The 17,410-nt window shown below is 41.4% G+C and carries 19 protein-coding genes and 1 tRNA gene; 9 read left to right on the forward strand and 11 right to left on the reverse strand.

The window, feature by feature from the left end; translation table 11 throughout:
• The 4 genes from ACYZZR_RS10900 to ACYZZR_RS10915 form a co-directional block, all read left to right on the forward strand.
• A partial coding sequence (locus tag ACYZZR_RS10900) for a Crp/Fnr family transcriptional regulator (RefSeq protein WP_461534038.1) occupies positions 1-292 on the forward strand: 292 nt, incomplete at its 5' end.
• 110 nt (positions 293-402) lie between these two features.
• Positions 403-987 carry a peptide deformylase gene (gene def / locus ACYZZR_RS10905; protein ID WP_461534039.1) on the forward strand — a complete coding sequence of 195 codons (585 nt, stop codon included), beginning with the start codon at positions 403-405 and terminating at the stop codon, positions 985-987.
• Between the two features lie 30 nt (positions 988-1,017).
• A complete protein-coding gene (locus ACYZZR_RS10910; RefSeq protein WP_461534040.1) occupies positions 1,018-1,548 on the forward strand; it encodes a GNAT family N-acetyltransferase in 531 nt (176 codons plus the stop codon).
• A 42-nt stretch (positions 1,549-1,590) separates the two neighbouring features.
• The gene (locus tag ACYZZR_RS10915) at positions 1,591-2,241 is read left to right on the forward strand and encodes an RteC domain-containing protein (RefSeq protein WP_461534076.1); all 651 of its coding nucleotides are present in this window, start codon (positions 1,591-1,593) and stop codon (positions 2,239-2,241) included.
• A 755-nt stretch (positions 2,242-2,996) separates the two neighbouring features.
• On the opposite strand, the gene ACYZZR_RS10920 is transcribed toward ACYZZR_RS10915, so the two are convergent.
• The 8 genes from ACYZZR_RS10920 to ACYZZR_RS10955 all read right to left on the reverse strand — a co-directional run bounded on the left by ACYZZR_RS10920 (position 2,997) and on the right by ACYZZR_RS10955 (position 9,437).
• Positions 2,997-3,070: transfer RNA gene (locus tag ACYZZR_RS10920), tRNA-Arg, on the reverse strand.
• Positions 3,071-3,198: 128 nt separating this feature from the next.
• Positions 3,199-4,290 carry an AMP-binding protein gene (locus ACYZZR_RS10925; RefSeq protein ID WP_461534041.1) on the reverse strand — a complete coding sequence of 364 codons (1,092 nt, stop codon included), beginning with the start codon at positions 4,288-4,290 and terminating at the stop codon, positions 3,199-3,201.
• A gap of 11 nt (positions 4,291-4,301) precedes the next feature.
• A complete protein-coding gene (locus ACYZZR_RS10930) occupies positions 4,302-5,258 on the reverse strand; it encodes a lysostaphin resistance A-like protein (RefSeq protein WP_461534042.1) in 957 nt (318 codons plus the stop codon).
• Between the two features lie 4 nt (positions 5,259-5,262).
• Positions 5,263-6,306, reverse strand: a complete 1,044-nt coding sequence (locus ACYZZR_RS10935; RefSeq protein ID WP_461534043.1) for an o-succinylbenzoate synthase — start codon at positions 6,304-6,306, stop codon at positions 5,263-5,265.
• An 80-nt stretch (positions 6,307-6,386) separates the two neighbouring features.
• Positions 6,387-6,764: a four helix bundle protein gene (locus ACYZZR_RS10940; protein ID WP_461534044.1), complete on the reverse strand. Its 378-nt coding sequence runs from the start codon at positions 6,762-6,764 to the stop codon at positions 6,387-6,389.
• A 211-nt stretch (positions 6,765-6,975) separates the two neighbouring features.
• A complete protein-coding gene (locus ACYZZR_RS10945) occupies positions 6,976-7,653 on the reverse strand; it encodes a metal-dependent hydrolase (protein ID WP_461534045.1) in 678 nt (225 codons plus the stop codon).
• Between the two features lie 25 nt (positions 7,654-7,678).
• Positions 7,679-8,581: a 1,4-dihydroxy-2-naphthoate polyprenyltransferase gene (locus ACYZZR_RS10950; RefSeq protein WP_461534046.1), complete on the reverse strand. Its 903-nt coding sequence runs from the start codon at positions 8,579-8,581 to the stop codon at positions 7,679-7,681.
• 13 nt (positions 8,582-8,594) lie between these two features.
• Positions 8,595-9,437, reverse strand: a complete 843-nt coding sequence (locus ACYZZR_RS10955) for a 1,4-dihydroxy-2-naphthoyl-CoA synthase (protein ID WP_461534047.1) — start codon at positions 9,435-9,437, stop codon at positions 8,595-8,597.
• Between the two features lie 59 nt (positions 9,438-9,496).
• On the opposite strand from ACYZZR_RS10955, the gene ACYZZR_RS10960 reads away from it, so the two are divergent.
• On the forward strand, positions 9,497-10,618 hold the full coding sequence (locus ACYZZR_RS10960) for a C1 family peptidase (RefSeq protein WP_461534048.1): 1,122 nt from the start codon (positions 9,497-9,499) through the stop codon (positions 10,616-10,618).
• 29 nt (positions 10,619-10,647) lie between these two features.
• On the opposite strand, the gene ACYZZR_RS10965 is transcribed toward ACYZZR_RS10960, so the two are convergent.
• Positions 10,648-13,059 (reverse strand): TonB-dependent receptor domain-containing protein, encoded by a 2,412-nt coding sequence (locus tag ACYZZR_RS10965; protein ID WP_461534049.1) that lies wholly within the window; start codon positions 13,057-13,059, stop codon positions 10,648-10,650.
• 318 nt (positions 13,060-13,377) lie between these two features.
• On the opposite strand from ACYZZR_RS10965, the gene ACYZZR_RS10970 reads away from it, so the two are divergent.
• From ACYZZR_RS10970 to ACYZZR_RS10985, 4 genes are all read left to right on the forward strand, one after another.
• Complete coding sequence (locus ACYZZR_RS10970; RefSeq protein ID WP_461534050.1) at positions 13,378-13,584, forward strand: hypothetical protein; 207 nt, start codon at positions 13,378-13,380, stop codon at positions 13,582-13,584.
• A gap of 106 nt (positions 13,585-13,690) precedes the next feature.
• On the forward strand, positions 13,691-14,191 hold the full coding sequence (locus ACYZZR_RS10975) for a hypothetical protein (protein ID WP_461534051.1): 501 nt from the start codon (positions 13,691-13,693) through the stop codon (positions 14,189-14,191).
• Positions 14,192-14,240: 49 nt separating this feature from the next.
• Positions 14,241-15,440: an alanine dehydrogenase gene (locus tag ACYZZR_RS10980; RefSeq protein ID WP_461534052.1), complete on the forward strand. Its 1,200-nt coding sequence runs from the start codon at positions 14,241-14,243 to the stop codon at positions 15,438-15,440.
• Between the two features lie 44 nt (positions 15,441-15,484).
• The gene (locus tag ACYZZR_RS10985; protein WP_461534053.1) at positions 15,485-15,862 is read left to right on the forward strand and encodes a hypothetical protein; all 378 of its coding nucleotides are present in this window, start codon (positions 15,485-15,487) and stop codon (positions 15,860-15,862) included.
• Between the two features lie 277 nt (positions 15,863-16,139).
• Here the strand turns inward: ACYZZR_RS10985 and ACYZZR_RS10990 are convergent, their stop codons facing one another.
• On the reverse strand, positions 16,140-16,322 hold the full coding sequence (locus ACYZZR_RS10990; protein ID WP_461534054.1) for a hypothetical protein: 183 nt from the start codon (positions 16,320-16,322) through the stop codon (positions 16,140-16,142).
• 49 nt (positions 16,323-16,371) lie between these two features.
• Positions 16,372-17,355 carry a YpdA family putative bacillithiol disulfide reductase gene (locus ACYZZR_RS10995; protein WP_461534055.1) on the reverse strand — a complete coding sequence of 328 codons (984 nt, stop codon included), beginning with the start codon at positions 17,353-17,355 and terminating at the stop codon, positions 16,372-16,374.
• Positions 17,356-17,410 lie beyond the last annotated feature (55 nt).

Genomic DNA, 17,410 nt, shown 5'->3' on the forward strand with positions numbered 1-17,410 from the left:
ATTGCAGGCATTGACGGAAACCGTGGTTTGGCAAATATCTTATGATGATTTGCAAAAAGTATATGCAGAGACCAAAGCAGGAAACTATTTAGGGCGTTTTGTGTCGGAGAAACTGTTTTTGCAAAAAAGCAAAAGAGAATTGTCGCTTTTAAAACATACAGCCAAAGAACGGTATCTAAACCTGTTCAATGAGCAACCTGATATTTTAAAATTCATTCCGTTAAAATACGTTGCTTCCTATATCGGGATAACACCACAGGCTTTGAGCCGGATACGCAGGCAAATTGCATAGCAATCACGAACATCGTTGAAAATCAACGGAATCCGTGCGCAAATACTTAACATAGGTTCATTGCCTACCATGTTTATTCTTTGGAAATTTGTTGAAAAATCCAAAGAATAATGAAACGATCCATCTTAGCATACGGACACCATATCTTAAAACAGAAATGCAACTACATCGAAAAGGATTATCCTGAATTGGATAAATTAATTGCCGATATGTGGGAAACTATGGAAAATGCCAATGGTTGCGGATTGGCATCACCACAGATAGGACTTCCGGTTAGATTGTTTATCGTGGACAGTAAATCAACTTTTGATAACCTCGGAGAAGAAGAAAGAAAGTTTTATTTCCCCCAAGATGATAAAGGCATAATGGAAACTTTCATCAATGCCAAAATCATCCAACGGTCTGAAGAACTTTGGGAAGACGAAGAGGGCTGTTTAAGTATTCCAAATTTATTCTACAAAGTAAAGCGGAATTGGGCGATAACGATTGAATATTATAATCGGAATTTTAAAAAGCAAATCCGTACATTCAGTGGAACGACCGCGCGAATGATACAACACGAATACGACCATACCGAGGGAGTTCTCTATCTCGATTATCTCAAGCCTTTGACAAAAAGGCTTATGGCTTCCAAACTTCAAAAAATCCTAAAAGGTCAAATTGTACCGACCTATCCCATGAACTTTATACGATAGAAAAAGCAGCCATCTTAAACATACTTACTTATGATAAATATTAGAAAAGCCGACATAGATGACGTGATAACTATTTCAAAATTGGGACGTATAACATTTTCAAATACGTTTGAGTCTTTTTTCAACGACAAGAACGACCTGTTGGATTACTTGGAAGACATTTTTTCGGAAAAAAGGATTCACGACAGTATACTAAAAGCGGAATCCATTTATTGGATTGCTTTCTACGATAGCATTCCTGTTGGTTATGCGAAAGTTAAACTGGACTTCACAAGCCAATTGATAATCCCACCAAATACGTGCTATCTTGATAAGATTTATGTCGTAAAAAAAATTATAAGCAAAGGAATCGGTAAAGAACTGCATAAAATTTTAATGCAAGAAATAATTGCTTTGAAATATCAGCGTATTTGGCTCTCTGTATTAAAACAGAATCAAAAGGCAATAAATTTTTATCACAAAAAGGGTTATCAGATAATAAGTCAGTATTCACAAAACATTGGTTCTCAGAAATTCGACTTTTTTGTAATGGCACTGAATTTAGACGAAAAAGCTACATGAATTTGCATACTGAAAAGAGGTTTTAAAAACACCGATGAAGAAATCCGTTTTTTCAAATATCAGAAACCTGCCATTGTTGCCAAGCTCATATACTACAATGCCATCTACAAAATCGAAACAAAAAAGCCTTATGGAACAAAGCCCATAAGGAAATGCCTTAACAAAGAACTGAAAAAGCTAAAAAGGTTCTTTGACAACAACCTCGATTTTTACAAGTACTACCGTAGCAATAACTCGTTCCTCGACGAGAAAATGTTTTTAAGGGGTAACCACGATATAAAGCTATGGTTGGACACTTATTATTTCCAGTCAGACCACAATTTTTCTACATCACATGATTACAACGTTGCCAAGATAATAGCCAACGATTTGATACAGGTCTACATCGAAGACCAATTATACCACAAGTTCCAAAAGAACAAATCAAAAGCCCAAAAGAGGCTGAAATGGACAGGTAGCAAAGTAGCCTTGATAGAACTGATTTATGCCCTGTATTATCAAAATGTGTTTGACAACGGGAACAACGACATAAGAGAAGTAGCCCAATATTTTGAAAGTGTATTCGGCATCAATTTGGGCAATTTCTATCAGACTTATTTGGAACTTAGAAACCGGAAGATGAACCAAACAAAATTCCTTGACACACTTCGGGAAACGCTTATCAAGAAAATGGACGAATTGTACAAAAGGTAAGGTTCAATTTAATAGGTTCTAAAATAGTAAAATAGTTATACGACCGACTTCGGAGGGTGTTAATATCACCTGTAAGGGCAAGTAGTTTTGAGGCACAGAATGGGTTTCGAGTGCCTCAAAACATAACTTGCTCTGTTTAGGGAAACAGAAAGTTTCTGAGTTATTAGGCGTCCATCAGCCGAGCTTGCTTGCATTCAAGCCATACGACTGCCTTGATAGATAGACAGCAAGGTTTCAGGAGGGCATGACGGCTTTCCATATATCAGTCTGACAACTTCTTTTTATTTATTCGGTAATGAGAGGAGGTGCTGTTTTGTTTCTCTATCACTACCATTTATTCGTTCAAAGGTCGGAGTATGCTATGTTTCGTTTTATGGGCCAAAAAGGTCAGTGTTTCGCTGAAACAAGGTTTTGACTGAAAAATACGATCCGCCAAAAGCGGATGGAGATTTTTCAGCAAACCGAAGGCTTGACCTTGTAAAGCGTAAAAACACTGATTTATCTTTGCCCGTGAAAATGAAACGAACAGCATACTTACTTTTTAATGAAATAGTATAAGGTGTTGAAAATCAATTGAATTATATAAAAATAAGTAAAAGCGGGTTCGATGTTCCCTAAATTTCGGTGATTTTACAAGACACAACATCGAACCCCGAAGGTAATTTTCAAGTCAATGTATAACTGTCAGAATATCAGTAAAATATAAGGGAATAAAAAAGGGACAAATCTGTTGTTTTCAGATTTGTCCCTAGAGGTGATCGCGACAGGATTCGAACCTGTGACCGTCTGCTTAGAAGGCAGATGCTCTATCCAGCTGAGCTACGCGACCGTTATTTGCGCTTTATTACTTCGACTAAACTGTGTAGTCGTTTGCGCAAAAGCGGTGCAAATATATAACTGTATTCTAAAGTATGCAATACAAATCGGCATTAATTGACTTGCTAATTCTAAACAGAATTACAACTTACTATGTCTTAATATTTTCCCGCTGGAGGTTTCTTTAATTTTTTTTACGATAAAGATCTCCCTGGGTTTTTCGTATTTGTCGAGTTCGCTAAGCTGGTCTATTCCTTTTTTTATCTCTTCTGTACTGCAGCCGGGATTGCTTTGCTGCTCTACAAACAGCACCAATTTTTCTCCCAAGGTATCATCGGGCATAGCGGTTACGTAAAAACGTCCTTTGAGCAGTTGGTCTAATTTGGCTTCTATCTGTTCCGGGATCAGTTTTACTCCTCCCGAATTAATAACGTGATCTATACGCCCCAACCATTTAAAGGAGGTATCTGAAAGCAGCTCTACAAGATCGTTGGTCACTATAGTCTCGCTGGTGATTTGAGGGGCGTGAATAACTAGACATCCCCTTTCATCTAGAGATAGGCTCACTCCGGGAATGGTCTTGAAATAGTCCTCTCCCTCTACTCCTACTCTTTTAGCGGCAATATGGGTTATGGTCTCTGTCATTCCATAGGTTTCAAAAACACTGCACTCTTGTGGCAGTGCCTCTTTGAGCTTGTCGGACATCGGTGCTCCTCCTACTAATAAGATCTTTACTCGATCTAACTCGTTTAGCGAATGCTCTACCTGCATGGGGGTCATCGCTACAAAGTCATAGGCTTTTGTACTGCTCTCTAAGGGAGTGGACGAAGGTGGAACGAGATCAAGTTCCAGTCCGAGGATAATCGCTCTGACCAGCATCATTTTCCCTGCGATATAGGTGGCGGGTAAACAGAGTAATGCGCTGTCTTCTACCTTTATATCAAAAAAGTTTCCGGTAGCGAGAGCCGAATGCACCATATTTTGCTTTTTCAACACAATTTCCTTTGGGGTTCCTGTAGATCCAGAAGTCTTAACGACAAGATCTTCTGAACTGTCGAGCCACTCCAACAGGAAGTCTCCTATAGCCTTTTGGTAATCATCTCCTTCTTTGATATAATCGCAGGCCACCTCTGCCAGTGCTTCGAGATCGTAATAGCTACCGTTGATTTTAAAGCGATTGTGAATATTCTTATACGTGATATCTATATTCCTGGTAAGGGTGTTTACAGACATAAATTAAGGCTTTAGAGTGATTTATCGATAATGACTTCAGGTTCTTCGGGAGCGTCGGTACGTCCGAACAGCTTCTCTTTCCAACCTGTCCACCCGTATTTCCTGGCAAAGATGAGCGTCAATGAGGGGTAGAGTACAATCAGCGGGAAGAAAATCTCCAGTCCGACAGAGGGGTCGGACACATCCTTTAACACGGAATGAGTTTGAAAAGCCGTCCAATCGGCGGTGACAAAAAGGGCGATAAAGAGGTTGTTGGCTGCGTGGAAACCCAATGCCAATTCCAAGCCTTCGTCCATCAGCGTGATGATTCCTAAAAAGAATCCTATTCCGATATAGGCTACCAAGGCTATATACCCCATTTTGCCAATTTCGGGATTAAAGATGTGCATCAATCCGAATACCACAGAGGTGATGATCAGTGGAACCCAGCGATTCTTGGCAAAGGCTCCTAGACCTTGCATCAAGTATCCTCTGAAAATATACTCCTCAAAACTGGTCTGCAAGGGAATCAACACTACGGCAATCACACACATAATCACAAAGGGAACGAGCTTGAAATTCCACTCGTAATCTTCCGGAGAGATAAAATATCCAACCCAAATAAAGAGTACACTTATACCCCCCCATAGTCCGAAGGAAAAGAAAACTCTTTTCCAGTCCAATTTCTGCCGGTAAGAATGCAGTACTTTAAAGGGTAAATTGTGTATCGGTTTCATCCACAATATCAATCCTAACAGCCCTAATGCAAAAGGCAACAACATAAGCACTAGCATGATATTGGGGTCGTATATTTTGAGAACGGCCATAGGATCGGACATATCTATTTCTCCTCCCGACAGGGCTTTTACAGTCATTGCCCCTCCCAAGAGTATTGCTCCTATAATCTGGCTCCCTCCGAAAACCACACATACTCCAATAATATACCTCCAAAGCTCGTGTTTACCTTTTAATGCCTGTTCTATATACATATTTTCAGTTTTTTAAAGTACTTGTATCCCATAGATTGTCCTCCCCGTAGCGTAAACTGCCTTTTGACACGGTGAGCGGACTTTCTATATTATTGGTATAAAGACTCCCGGTACCCAGTCCTTGTGGCATAGGATTGCCTAGCGTATGCGTCCACTGCGCTATAGCATTGAGTCCGATATTGCTTTCTAGAGCGCTGGTAATCCACCAACCAGCCCCGTATTTCTCGGCAAGTTTTATCCATGATTCACTGCCTTTATGTCCTCCAACTAGACTTGGTTTTAGTATGATGTATTGTGGCTTGATAGTTTGAAAGAGTTTCTGCTTTACGTCTTCGTTAAAAACCCCTATCAGTTCTTCGTCTAGAGCTATCGGCAGTGGAGTTTGCTCACAGAGGCGAGCCATCAACTCCCATTGCCCTTGTTTTACGGGTTGCTCGATAGAGTGGAGTGACAATTCGGATAGTATTTTCAGTTTTTCCAAAGCGTTACTTGAGGTAAAAGCACCATTGGCATCTACCCTGATCTCGATTTCATCGACAGAAAATTCTTTTCGTATAGATTGTAGTAATTCCAATTCGGTATCAAAATCTATGGCACCGATCTTCATTTTAATACAACTAAAACCCGAATCCAGTTTTTCTCTGATTTGCTCTCGCATAAAGGATTTGTCTCCCATCCACACCAATCCGTTGATGGATATGACTTCTTGTCCTGAAGTAAAGTTAGAAGGATAGAGCAAAAAAGGAGATGGTGAACGCAGCGATAGAAAAGCCTGTTCGAGTCCGAATTGTATGGATGGAAACTCTTTCAGCTGAGCATACAGCACCTCTTCTCCAAGTTCTATATTATCGCACAGCCAACGGAGTTTGTCTTCATAATCGTCTCTGTCGTCCGCGCTCAACCCTCTCAGTATACCACACTCCCCTATTCCCTTTTTCCCCTCTTCTTCCAAAAAGACAAACCAGGTTTCCTTTTCTGTGAGTATCCCCCTGGAAGTTCCACTGGGGCGTTTGAATCGAAGTGTATATTTGTTATATGATGCTCTCATCGATAATCTATGTAATTGAGACTTGGAGATGGAGAGACGCGGAGCAAAATCTCTGAGTTATCTATTTGAATCATTACTTTTTATGAATTCCACTTTTCCGGGTTTAGTATCATTTTGACTAACATCCCCAGAATAAAATTATACTTTTCATAGAGGTTATCGTAGATTTCTTTTTTTACATAACTACACGATAGCGCGTAATCTAGCCATACTTGGGTTTCAGCAGCTTCCCCTTCGGCATCTGTCAATTTTGCTACAAAAGCCTTAGGATATCTTCTTTTTCTCCATGCTTCTGCCAGATTTCCTGATACAGACCTAGACGACCTCCTAATTTGATCAGTCCGAGAATACCTTTCCTCTTTCGGAAAAGATTTAGACACTTCAAATATTTCCATCCCCGATTCAAACGAAAGCTGATAGACCCTTAAATCTTTATGTGTTTTGATTATTTTCCCCATTTCATTTATCCAATATTCACAGTCCATCACCAAACCTCCTAGTCTCCTCTTCTCCCAGTCTCCTCCTCTCCTAATCTCCTCTTCTCTCAGTCTCCTCCTCTCCCAGTCTCCTCTTCTCCCAGTCTCCTCCTCTCCTAATCTCCTCTTCTCTCAGTCTCCTCCTCTCCTAATCTCCTCTTCTCCCAGTCTCCTCCTCTCCTAGTCTCCTCTTCTACAACTCAATACTCTCTCCTATATCCAGCAGCATCAAATCTTTTCCTTTGTCAAAAAACTTTCGTTTGGCTTCTTCGTGGTTTATTTCTATATATCCAAAAGTATCGTAATGACAACCTAGGATTTTATCGCATTCTACAAAATCGGAAGCTATAATGGCATCGTCTACTCCCATAGTAAAATTATCACCTATAGGCAGTATAGCGAGGTCGAGTTTGATATACATCGGGATGAGCTTCATATCCATAGTCAGCGCGGTATCGCCTGCGATATAGATATTTTTGTTTTCTCCCTCTATGACAAAACCTCCGGGCTGCCCTCCGTAGCTACCGTCTGCGAATGAAGAGGTGTGTATAGCATTTACATATTTCAGTTTTCCAAATTCAAAATCCCAGCTCCCACCGTGGTTCATAGGGTGTACTTCTAGACCTTTATCACCGAAATGCCCTGCTATTTCATAATTGGATATCACCATAGCTCCGGTGTGTTTTGCGATAGTTTCTACGTCGAGGGTATGATCCTGATGGGCATGAGTGACCAGAATATAATCGGCTTTTATCTGATTGATATCGATATGAGAAGCCTTTTCGTTGGCAGATATATAAGGGTCGACCAGTATATTGATATCTCCGGTCTCTATTCCCAAACAGGCGTGTCCGTAAAATGTGATTTTCATAGCTGTTTCTTTATCAAATTAAACATTACATACACTGTGCTGCGAGAAAAAGCAGCGACAGCAAAAAAGTACTCAACGCCAGCTTTTTGAGTTCCGGATCCAGTGTTTTGGGATTTCTGTTTTCCCTTACCGCAGAGAGGTGAAAGAAGACCGGAACAAAGGCGAGGAAAAATACGTATTGATAAATATAAAAACTTTGGTCGACAGCAAAAAGTAAAAACAGTACTAATGACAGTATCAGTATGGTATAGTGATATTTTTTTGCCGCCTTCCCTCCTATCTTTACAACCAGAGTGTTTTTTCCGGATGCGGCATCGCTCTCTTCATCGCGCATATTGTTTAGGTTGAGTACGCCGGTACTCAGCAAACCGATAGAAGCCGCCGGGAGAAAAACCGTCCAATCCAGACTTTTAGTATAGAGAAAATAGCTTCCGGCTACACTTAAGAACCCAAAAAACAGGAAGACAAAAACATCTCCAAATCCGTTGTACCCATAGGCAGATTTCCCTACCGTGTATTTAATCGCAGCTACTACAGATGCTATTCCCAAAAAGAAAAACACCAGTGAATACAAGAAATTCTGACTCCCAAAAGACACGTAAATAAGCAATATGGCGATGAGCAGGGTTATCCCTATGGTAATCGCTATAGCCTTTTTCATTTCAGAAGGAGTAACTACTCCGCTCTGCAGGGCTCTTTGCGGTCCTACACGATCTTTGTTATCCGTTCCTTTTACTCCATCGCCGTAATCGTTGGCAAAATTGGAAAGCACCTGAAAGCCTACGGTAGTGAGCAAGGCCAGTACACATATTTTCCAGTTAAAGTGTCCTCTGGCAACGGCTAGGCCTGTTCCAGTAATAATTCCTGCTACAGAAAGAGGTAAGGTGCGTAAACGCGCAGCTTCTACAAAGGCTTTTGTCTTTGTCATTCTCTCCTGAGGTTTAAGGTATCCATTTAATATTGCTAAAGTCGGGCTTTCTCTTTTCTAAGAAAGCGTTGCGTCCTTCTTTGGCTTCGTCGGTCATATAGGCCAATCGGGTAGCCTCACCTGCAAATACCTGCTGTCCTACCATACCGTCGTCGGTAGCATTAAAGGCAAACTTCAGCATTTTTATAGATGTAGGCGATTTGGCCAGTATTTCCCGAGCCCATTCAAAAGCAGTGTCTTCGAGTTCTTCGTGTGGGATTACTGCATTGACCATTCCCATCTCGAAAGCCTCTTGAGCGGAGTAGTTTCTACCGAGAAAGAATATTTCGCGAGCGCGTTTCTGTCCTACCATCTTAGCGAGATAAGCCGAACCGTATCCACCGTCAAAACTGGTCACATCGGCATCAGTTTGTTTAAAAACAGCGTGTTCTTTACTGGCGAGAGTAAGGTCGCAAACCACGTGTAAGCTGTGCCCTCCTCCTACTGCCCAGCCCGGTACCACGGCGATAACCACCTTGGGCATAAAACGAATAAGGCGTTGTACTTCTAGTATGTTGAGTCTCGGCATACCGTCGTCGTCTACATAGCCTTGGTGACCTCTGGCATTCTGATCCCCTCCACTGCAAAAGGAATACACTCCGTCTTTGGTAGAAGGTCCTTCAGCAGATAGTAAAACCACTCCGATAGAGGTATCTTCCCGAGCGTCGAGAAAGGCTTCAAAAAGTTCGCCTACAGTTTTAGGCCGAAAGGCATTGCGTACATTGGGACGATTGAAGGCTATTCGAGCCACTCCGCCGCATTTTTTATAAGTGATGTCTTCGTATTCTTTGACTACTTTCCAATCAGCTTTACTCATAATTTTGTTATTTTGCGTAAAATTAATCCTTTTTAGTCTTTTAAAAGTAATATCACAGAATGAAAAAATTTCTTCTCTATCTTGGGTGCTTGTGCTGTACTAGCCTTGCATTTTCCCAACAATACAGTTTTGACAAACTTATCGACCTGGAAGCCAACCCTGTAATAAGTCAGGATATTACCGGAACCTGCTGGAGTTTTGCGACCTCCTCTTTTCTCGAATCAGAAATCATTCGCATGTCGGGAAAGCATATCGATATTTCTGAAATGTACAATGTGAGAAATACTTATTCTAAAAAAGCGTGGAATTACGTTATGCGACAAGGGAAAGCTCAGTTTAGCCAGGGCGGACTGGCTCACGATGTTATAAACAGTATCGCGGAATACGGAATGGTGCCACAGAAGTTGTACACCGGACTGAAGGAGGGCGAGGAAAAACACAATCACACCGAATTGGTGTCGGTACTCAAAGGGATGCTCGATGTATATATCGAAAACCCTGCAAAAACCCTTTCTCCAAAATGGAAAGAGGCTGTTGAAAATGTGTTGGACACTTATCTCGGGAAAAGAATAGCGTCTTTTACCTTTGAAGGTAAAGAGTATACCCCTCAGTCGTTTATGGAAATGACCGGGATAAAGCCTGAAAATTACATTACGGTTACCTCTTTTACCCACCGTCCTTTTTACGAAGATTTTGTGTTGAATATTCCGGATAACTTTTCAAACGGAAGTCTGTACAATCTGCCATTAGACGAGTTTATTCAGGTTGTAGATCACGCTCTCGAAAAAGGGTATACGCTGTCTCTGGACTGCGATGTAAGCGAAGCTGGATTCTCTCAGAAACACGGTATTGCCATCGTTCCTGAAAACACTGCCGATGCCCACGCTATTCTCACGGAAATAATGCCTGAAAAAGCCGTATCACCCGAATACCGTCAACAGGAATTTGAAAATTACCACACTACAGACGACCATCTGATGCACATAGTAGGCAAGGTAAAAGACCAAAAAGGAAATATCTACTACAAGGTTAAAAATTCGTGGGGCACCGACAAAACTCGTGTGGGCGACAGTGGCGGATATATCTATATGAGTGTTCCCTATATGAGGTTGAAAGCAATCTCTGTAATGCTTCACAAAGAGGCATTGCCTAGTGATACCGCCAAACATCTGGGAATTTAATAGAAATCCCGTAAAACTTTAAAGCACCACTACCCGTCCAATCTTTCTTGTTCGTCGGGAGTGGTGTTTCTGTTGTTGTCTTTCAGGCGGTAATTTCCGAAATTGTATTTCAGTCCCAGAATGAGTTTTCTGGTTTCGGGACGGGCAATATAAGCGTTGTCCTGATTGGCATACTCAGAGTGATACCATATACTGGAAGTATTGAAAATATCTTCTACGTTCAACGATGCCACCAGCCTGTTGTTCCACATCCTCCTCGTGACTCCCAGTCCGGCAGAAAACTGGTTTTTACTCTTTAAAGAACCAGACACCATACCCGAAAGGTAGTTAAGGCTTAATTCCATATTGGTTGTCCCCTCATTATCAAAGCGAATCTGATTGTACAACTGCCCGTAAAACGCGGTGACATTTAGGCTGTGTGATCGATCGGTATCTATAGCCTTGAAACGGCTCTCCATATAAAAAGTAGAGGTATAAGCATAACAGTACCACCAGTCGAATACATTGCCGTAATAAGAGAAGTCAAAGCTGTACTGAAATTCTCGGTCTATATTGTACAGCGAGGTGTAGATAAGCCGCGCTGCATTGTCCTGATACGGTAGTCCGCGCAAGGCTCCGGAAGCCCCCGAATAATAGATGGAAAAGGCGTATTGGTGTTTGTAGGTATAATCGAGTGCCAGTTTGTGCTCTACAGCACGGGTGAGTGCCGGATTTCCGGCTTCGTACTGCCTTTCGTTGAGATAATAGCGGTAAGGGTTTAAATCACCATATGAAGGCCTGCTCAAACTGCGCTTGTAATTGAGATCAAACGCGTGGTGTTTTCTGGGAGTGTATCTAAGGCTCGCCGAAGGAAACAGCTCAAAATAGCTGCGAGTATTGACCTGTCCGAGCACTACAGAACGCGCATTTACATCGGTGTATTCACTTCTTATTCCCAATACGGTCGACAGTTTTTCTCCCCATTCCCGAGTGTGATTTATATAACTGGCATAGATATTCTCGTAATAGTTAAAATGATCGTCAGGGCTATTTTGCGGAATGCCCCCACCCGAAAACTCTGCCCTGCTCTTGCTCTGTATGGAAGAGTATTTTAAACCTGTTCGCAATGTGGATGAAGCACCGGGCAGAGAGAGGTCGAATTGCTGTGTAAAAATATTGTTTCGCTGTCGGGCGCTAAAGACGAATGCGCTGTTGCTCTCCGGTATTCTATACTCGTCAAAATATGAAGTGTAGAGATGTTGTAGCTGACTGTCGTCGTGATAAATATAATTGGAAAGGCTTTTAAATTCAGCATCACTATCGTTCAACTGACGCGTGTATTCCAAGGAGAACGACAAGTTAGATCGGTCGTTGTTCAAATCGCTGTTTGTGAGAAAACAAGACTCGAGCTCGCCGTAGGTATCAAACACATCAGTAATCGCACGATTGCTGTAATCTGTTCCCGGAGCGTACTGCAGATTGGCTGAAAGACTCAGTGAATTTTTATCATTTAGTTCGAGGTCTGTAATAGTGTGTAAATTATGAGCGTAAGAATGTGTTATCCGGGTAAAATCGGTTTCCATACGTCCGGAAGCTGTTACGTCCTCGGCAAAGAAATTGATATAATCTAAATCGTGTTTATACTCTTTGGAAGGCGAAAAGTTGTAAGCGGCAAAAAAATCGAGGTGATCACTCTTAAAATAATGCTCGGTACCGAGATTGTATTTGGGAAAAATCGCTTGAGTCCACCGAGCACTGACCCCTCCCTTATATCCCGTAGCGATGTTTTTTGAGGTTACTATATTCAACACCATACCGCTATCGGCATCGTAGTTGGCTTGAGGTGAGGTGATCACTTCAACCGACTGTATATGGGAACCCGGATAATTTTGGAGAAAAGCTTTTAACTCCTCTCCACTTAGATAGAGCTTCTTTCCGTTGATATACACATCTGCTGCGGAATTCCGTATTCTAATCTCGTTATTTACAATGAGTACTCCGGGGGTATTTTGAAGTATGTTAAACGAATTTCCAGCCGACAGTGTGGTGTGTTCTACATTAAAAATCAATTTACCCACCTGCCGCTGTACTAAAGGTCTTCGTCCGGTAACAACGACCTCCCTTAAGTCCTCCGTACTTTCCTTGAGCATCACCTCTCCCACCGACATATCTCCGGAAACCTGAAGATTGATGGTATGACTCGTATATCCCAATGAGGAAATTTTTAATACATAGGTCCCTTCTCTGATTCGCTCGAGAACAAAATGACCGTTTTCATCCGATGAATTTCCCGTCACCACCGCAGAATCTGAGGGATGTAAGAGCGTGACATTGACAAAAGATAGAGGGGTGCCTCCTATTTCAGTCACCTTACCGCTCACCTTGTATTCCTGCGACAACAGGATTTCCGGAAAAAGCACAAGGCTCCACATACATATTTGTAACATCTCTCGACTGAACATAGGCTATGCACTTTTAGCGCCTTTCAAAAATATGTTTTTTATCGACAAAAACAAACACTTTATCTGTATCATATCGCCACCTGTTATATGCTAAATGACCGACATAACGAAAAACAGCAAGGGAAAAATTATACAGATTTATATCGTGAAGACTAAATGAATTTACGTAATATTGTGACAACTTCACTTCAATAAACCCTCGTTTTTTTATTATTTTTTCGATAAAAAGCTATAAAGTTACGATGAAAGTACAAAATAATACTATTTATTTTTTTGATACGTTTGTTCAAAAGTAAATAACCAAAAAGCATAACAAACATGAAATCATTTAAGGTTAACCACTATTTTCTATCTGTATCCCTTGCTTTTGTAGTCGCCTTGGGCACAGTATTCTTAATCGACAAGTTTCAAAAACCACCCAAGCACGGTCTCGCATTTATAGATAAATTCCAAAAACCGCCCAAGCACGGTCTCGCGTTTATAGACAAATTCCAAAAACCGCCTAAACACGGAGTGATTGCTTGATTATAACCCACTTGTCAGTTAATTTCTGACCCATAAATAATTAAGATAAAAGATTTGTATATAAGGAGTCTTTTTGCTTTCTTCGTATCTCTTTGTTATTCACCATATGAAGAAAGTAAAGACAAAGCAAATGCGGAGGTCGTTGTTATTCGGGAGTTTTATAGCTTTTCTGATTGCAATATCTCCGTATCTTTTTTATCTCTACGAAAATTTTCCGGAGAGCAAGTCTTGGGAGAGTGCGCTTTTTACATTGGAAGTCACAAATTATCCCGATGTCTATACCGCTGCCTGGTATTTTGTGAGTAAGTTTATCCCGCTATACCTTCTTCTTTTTTGGTTTTTTACCTGCAAGCATTGGTGGTATCACATCATACTCATCCCTATTTGTATGTATGCCTTCCAACTTTTTCACGTGATCAATGACGATGTGGAATACATAGATGAAACCGAGATCTATTACCTGATTCCCATCATGTTTATTATTATTCCCATAGTATATTTTATCCGGATAAAACTGTTTGATAAGTTGGTTAACGGTATCGATATGAAAAAACTGGACCGAGAACTTGAAGAACTGGATATGGAAAAGGAGCATTTCTCTAAATAATTTTTAACTTAGACAGTTCCTTAACCGGTATTTTGTAGTAAACTTAATTATGAATATAGCTTCGTCACCTTTTACCAAGCAGCAACTGTTACCCCAGGAGGAAATGCTGGAGGTGCTGAAACAGAAGGGAAATCTGTTTATCGGTATTCCTAAAGAGGTCGCTTATCAGGAAAAACGGGTATGTCTTACACCCGATGCAGTAAGTGCCCTTACGGCACACGGTCACAGGATATTGATAGAGTCGAAGGCCGGAGAGGGCGCCAATTTTAGCGATATAGAATACAGCAATGCCGGTGCAGAAATAACCACCGATACTAAAAAGGTGTATTCCTGCCCTATCATTCTCAAAGTAGAACCTCCTTCTCCAGATGAGCTGGAACTGATAAATCCGCAAACAATTCTGATCTCTGCACTACAGATAAAGACACAGGATAAAACCTATTTTGAGCAACTCGCTAAAAAGAGAATCACCGCCATAGCTTTTGAATACATACGAGACGAAGACGGCAATTATCCCGCCGTGAGATCCCTCAGTGAAATCGCTGGCACGGCTTCGGTACTGATTGCCTCAGAACTTATGACCAATGTAAACAGTGGTAACGGACTCATGTTTGGCAATATAAGTGGAGTGCCTCCCGTTGATGTGGTCATCCTCGGAGCGGGAACCGTAGGCGAATTTGCCGCACGATCTGCATTGGGACTCGGTGCCGGTGTCAAGATTTTTGACAACTCCATAACTCGCCTTCGACGTATACAGACCAATTTAGGCCGACCTATATTTACTTCTACACTTCAACCGAAAAGTCTTTTTAAAGCACTTATACGATGCGATGTGGTTATTGGAGCTATAAGAGGTAATAACCGTGCCCCAGTAGTGGTATCGGAAACCATGGTGGAGAATATGAAAAAGGGATCGGTGATAATAGACGTGAGCATAGATATGGGAGGATGCTTTGAAACCAGTGAGGTGACTACTCACGACAAACCAATTTTTGAAAAACACGGGGTTGTACATTATTGCGTTCCTAATATTCCAGCACGCTATTCCAGAACGGCTTCGGTTTCTATCAGCAATATATTTACACCCTATCTTCTAAAAATCGGCGATGAAGGCGGACTAGAAAATTCGCTTCGCTTTGACCGTGGTTTGAGAAACGGATTGTATTTTTACCACGGAATATTGACCAACAAGACCGTCGCTGAATGGTTTAACCTTTCTTATCGCGACATTAATTTGTTGATATTCTGAATGCAATACGTTTTAACATAAACTATTAGTTTAAACACATTAACATGAGTTTACTGAAGCGAATAGGTTTCTATCTTATAGGACTTTCTATCGGATTGGTCGTGGTGACATTCTTTCTTAGGGAAAAGGGTACTTCTTTTTGTTACGGACCTAACTGCCGAGTGTTGAAGAATATCAGAAGTAAACAAATCACATTTCAAGAGGAGGTACAAAGAGCTTTTGTAGCAAACGCTATCGACACTACCGGAATTACTCAAGCCGTATTTACCGACGGAGAGGTCAACTTTTCTGAAAGCGACACCAAACGAGATTCTTGCAAAACTTATGTTATAGAAGCTGTACTAAACTCAAAGGAAATCAGTATTTCCGTAGAAAACTGCGACAGCATTGCCAAGATCTACGACTTTAAACTGCGGCAATAATTTTCTTTTTAGGAAAAAAATATTTTAAAGTTTTCGAAAATTTAGCGTAAGAAGTATTCCCCAAGGCTTCGAACTTGAAAAAAATCGAAGTTTGACTCGTACAAAACAAAAACACTACCAACTATCAACTACGAACTAATCAACTAAAAAACGTCAAATCCAGAGATTCCTTCCTTCCTCCTGCGGCGGACAGGCCCTATCGTCGGAATGACACCAAAATATCATTCAGAATGCGGTTCTGAAAACTCTCCCCCCTATTTGCAATCAACTCCTCCCTTTAGACAAAGGGCGGTGGCATACCGGAGGTATGACGGAGGGTTTGAAAACCCAGACCATCCCGATGTTCCAAACCCTTAGTGCTACTCCAAAAATTCAGGCTATCAAAATCCTCCCCCCCATCGCTGCGCTCGGGTACCCCTTCATCTGAAGGGAGGAGCCTTTGTCTTGCTCTTGCAAACATAGGATGACACTCAAAATGTCAGAACGCAGTACCTGCTAGACAAAGGATTCTAATATCGAGCAGTTTTTGTGCTCTTCTTTGCAACGATATCGGCCATGATGAGTTTGGCGTGTATTCTCGAATTTTCTATAAACCAAAGATGAGTGTCCATTCCACCACAGACCACACCGGCAAGGTATAAACCGTCGACATTGGTCTCCATAGTCTGCGCGTCGTATTTCGGGTAGAACCGACCTTCGTCGGAAAGCTGTACTCCCGCTTTTCGGAGAAAATCGAAGTTTGGCATATATCCCGTAAGAGCTAAGACAAAATCGTTGGGCAGTACTACAGTTCCTTCGGGGGAATCTACCACAACTTCTTCTTCTTTTATTTCGCGTATATTACTGTTGAAATAGGCTTTAATAGCACCTTCTGCTATTCTGTTTTCTATATCGGGTTTTACCCAATACTTTACTCGGCTCCCTATTTCACCCTGTCTCACCACCATAGTTACTTCACCTCCCTTGCGATAAATCTCAAGTGCAGCGTCGACCGACGAATTGCTCGCCCCGACCACCACCACTCGCTGTCCGGCATAGTAGTGAGGGTCTTTGTAGTAGTGAGATACCTTGTTGAGCTCTTCTCCCGGCACTCCCATCGGATTAGGAATATCGTAAAAACCAGTGGCGATTACCACCTGCTTTGCCTTGTAAACCTCCTTGGAAGAGGTGATCACAAAAGCTTCTTCTTTTTTACTTATATCCGTAACCGCTTCAAACAATCTGAGATCAAGGCTGTTTGAAGTGACTATCCTCCTGTAATATTCAAGTGCTTCGGCTCTTTGTGGCTTACTCTTTATACTGATAAAGGGAATATTGTCAATCTCCAGTTTTTCTGAAGTAGAAAAAAAGGTCATATTAAGCGGATAGTTGTACAGTGAATTGGCAATACACCCCTTTTCCAAAACCACATATCGCAATCCTTTTTTCTTAGCTTCCAAAGCACAAGCTATACCTATGGGGCCACCCCCCACTATCAATACATCATATTCCATTATCCAATTTTTTCAACCACAAACCACAAACCACAAACAACAAACAACAAACAAC

This window comes from Sinomicrobium sp., assembly GCA_029266035.1.
Lineage (GTDB): Bacteria > Bacteroidota > Bacteroidia > Flavobacteriales > Flavobacteriaceae > Sinomicrobium.

What these genes read in the sequence shown, in the direction of transcription:
- ACYZZR_RS10995 (WP_461534055.1), bottom strand. Translation starts at nt 17,355, where the DNA reads ATGGAATATGATGTATTGATAGTGGGGGGTGGCCCCATAGGTATAGCT.
- ACYZZR_RS10925 (WP_461534041.1), bottom strand. Translation starts at nt 4,290, where the DNA reads ATGTCTGTAAACACCCTTACCAGGAATATAGATATCACGTATAAGAAT.
- ACYZZR_RS10940 (WP_461534044.1), bottom strand. Translation starts at nt 6,764, where the DNA reads ATGGGGAAAATAATCAAAACACATAAAGATTTAAGGGTCTATCAGCTT.
- ACYZZR_RS10970 (WP_461534050.1), top strand. Translation starts at nt 13,378, where the DNA reads ATGAAATCATTTAAGGTTAACCACTATTTTCTATCTGTATCCCTTGCT.
- ACYZZR_RS10950 (WP_461534046.1), bottom strand. Translation starts at nt 8,581, where the DNA reads ATGACAAAGACAAAAGCCTTTGTAGAAGCTGCGCGTTTACGCACCTTA.
- ACYZZR_RS10945 (WP_461534045.1), bottom strand. Translation starts at nt 7,653, where the DNA reads ATGAAAATCACATTTTACGGACACGCCTGTTTGGGAATAGAGACCGGA.
- ACYZZR_RS10955 (WP_461534047.1), bottom strand. Translation starts at nt 9,437, where the DNA reads ATGAGTAAAGCTGATTGGAAAGTAGTCAAAGAATACGAAGACATCACT.
- def (WP_461534039.1), top strand. Translation starts at nt 403, where the DNA reads ATGAAACGATCCATCTTAGCATACGGACACCATATCTTAAAACAGAAA.
- ACYZZR_RS10960 (WP_461534048.1), top strand. Translation starts at nt 9,497, where the DNA reads ATGAAAAAATTTCTTCTCTATCTTGGGTGCTTGTGCTGTACTAGCCTT.
- ACYZZR_RS10910 (WP_461534040.1), top strand. Translation starts at nt 1,018, where the DNA reads ATGATAAATATTAGAAAAGCCGACATAGATGACGTGATAACTATTTCA.
- ACYZZR_RS10975 (WP_461534051.1), top strand. Translation starts at nt 13,691, where the DNA reads ATGAAGAAAGTAAAGACAAAGCAAATGCGGAGGTCGTTGTTATTCGGG.
- ACYZZR_RS10930 (WP_461534042.1), bottom strand. Translation starts at nt 5,258, where the DNA reads ATGTATATAGAACAGGCATTAAAAGGTAAACACGAGCTTTGGAGGTAT.
- ACYZZR_RS10990 (WP_461534054.1), bottom strand. Translation starts at nt 16,322, where the DNA reads ATGTTTGCAAGAGCAAGACAAAGGCTCCTCCCTTCAGATGAAGGGGTA.
- ACYZZR_RS10965 (WP_461534049.1), bottom strand. Translation starts at nt 13,059, where the DNA reads ATGTTCAGTCGAGAGATGTTACAAATATGTATGTGGAGCCTTGTGCTT.
- ACYZZR_RS10980 (WP_461534052.1), top strand. Translation starts at nt 14,241, where the DNA reads ATGAATATAGCTTCGTCACCTTTTACCAAGCAGCAACTGTTACCCCAG.
- ACYZZR_RS10985 (WP_461534053.1), top strand. Translation starts at nt 15,485, where the DNA reads ATGAGTTTACTGAAGCGAATAGGTTTCTATCTTATAGGACTTTCTATC.
- ACYZZR_RS10935 (WP_461534043.1), bottom strand. Translation starts at nt 6,306, where the DNA reads ATGAGAGCATCATATAACAAATATACACTTCGATTCAAACGCCCCAGT.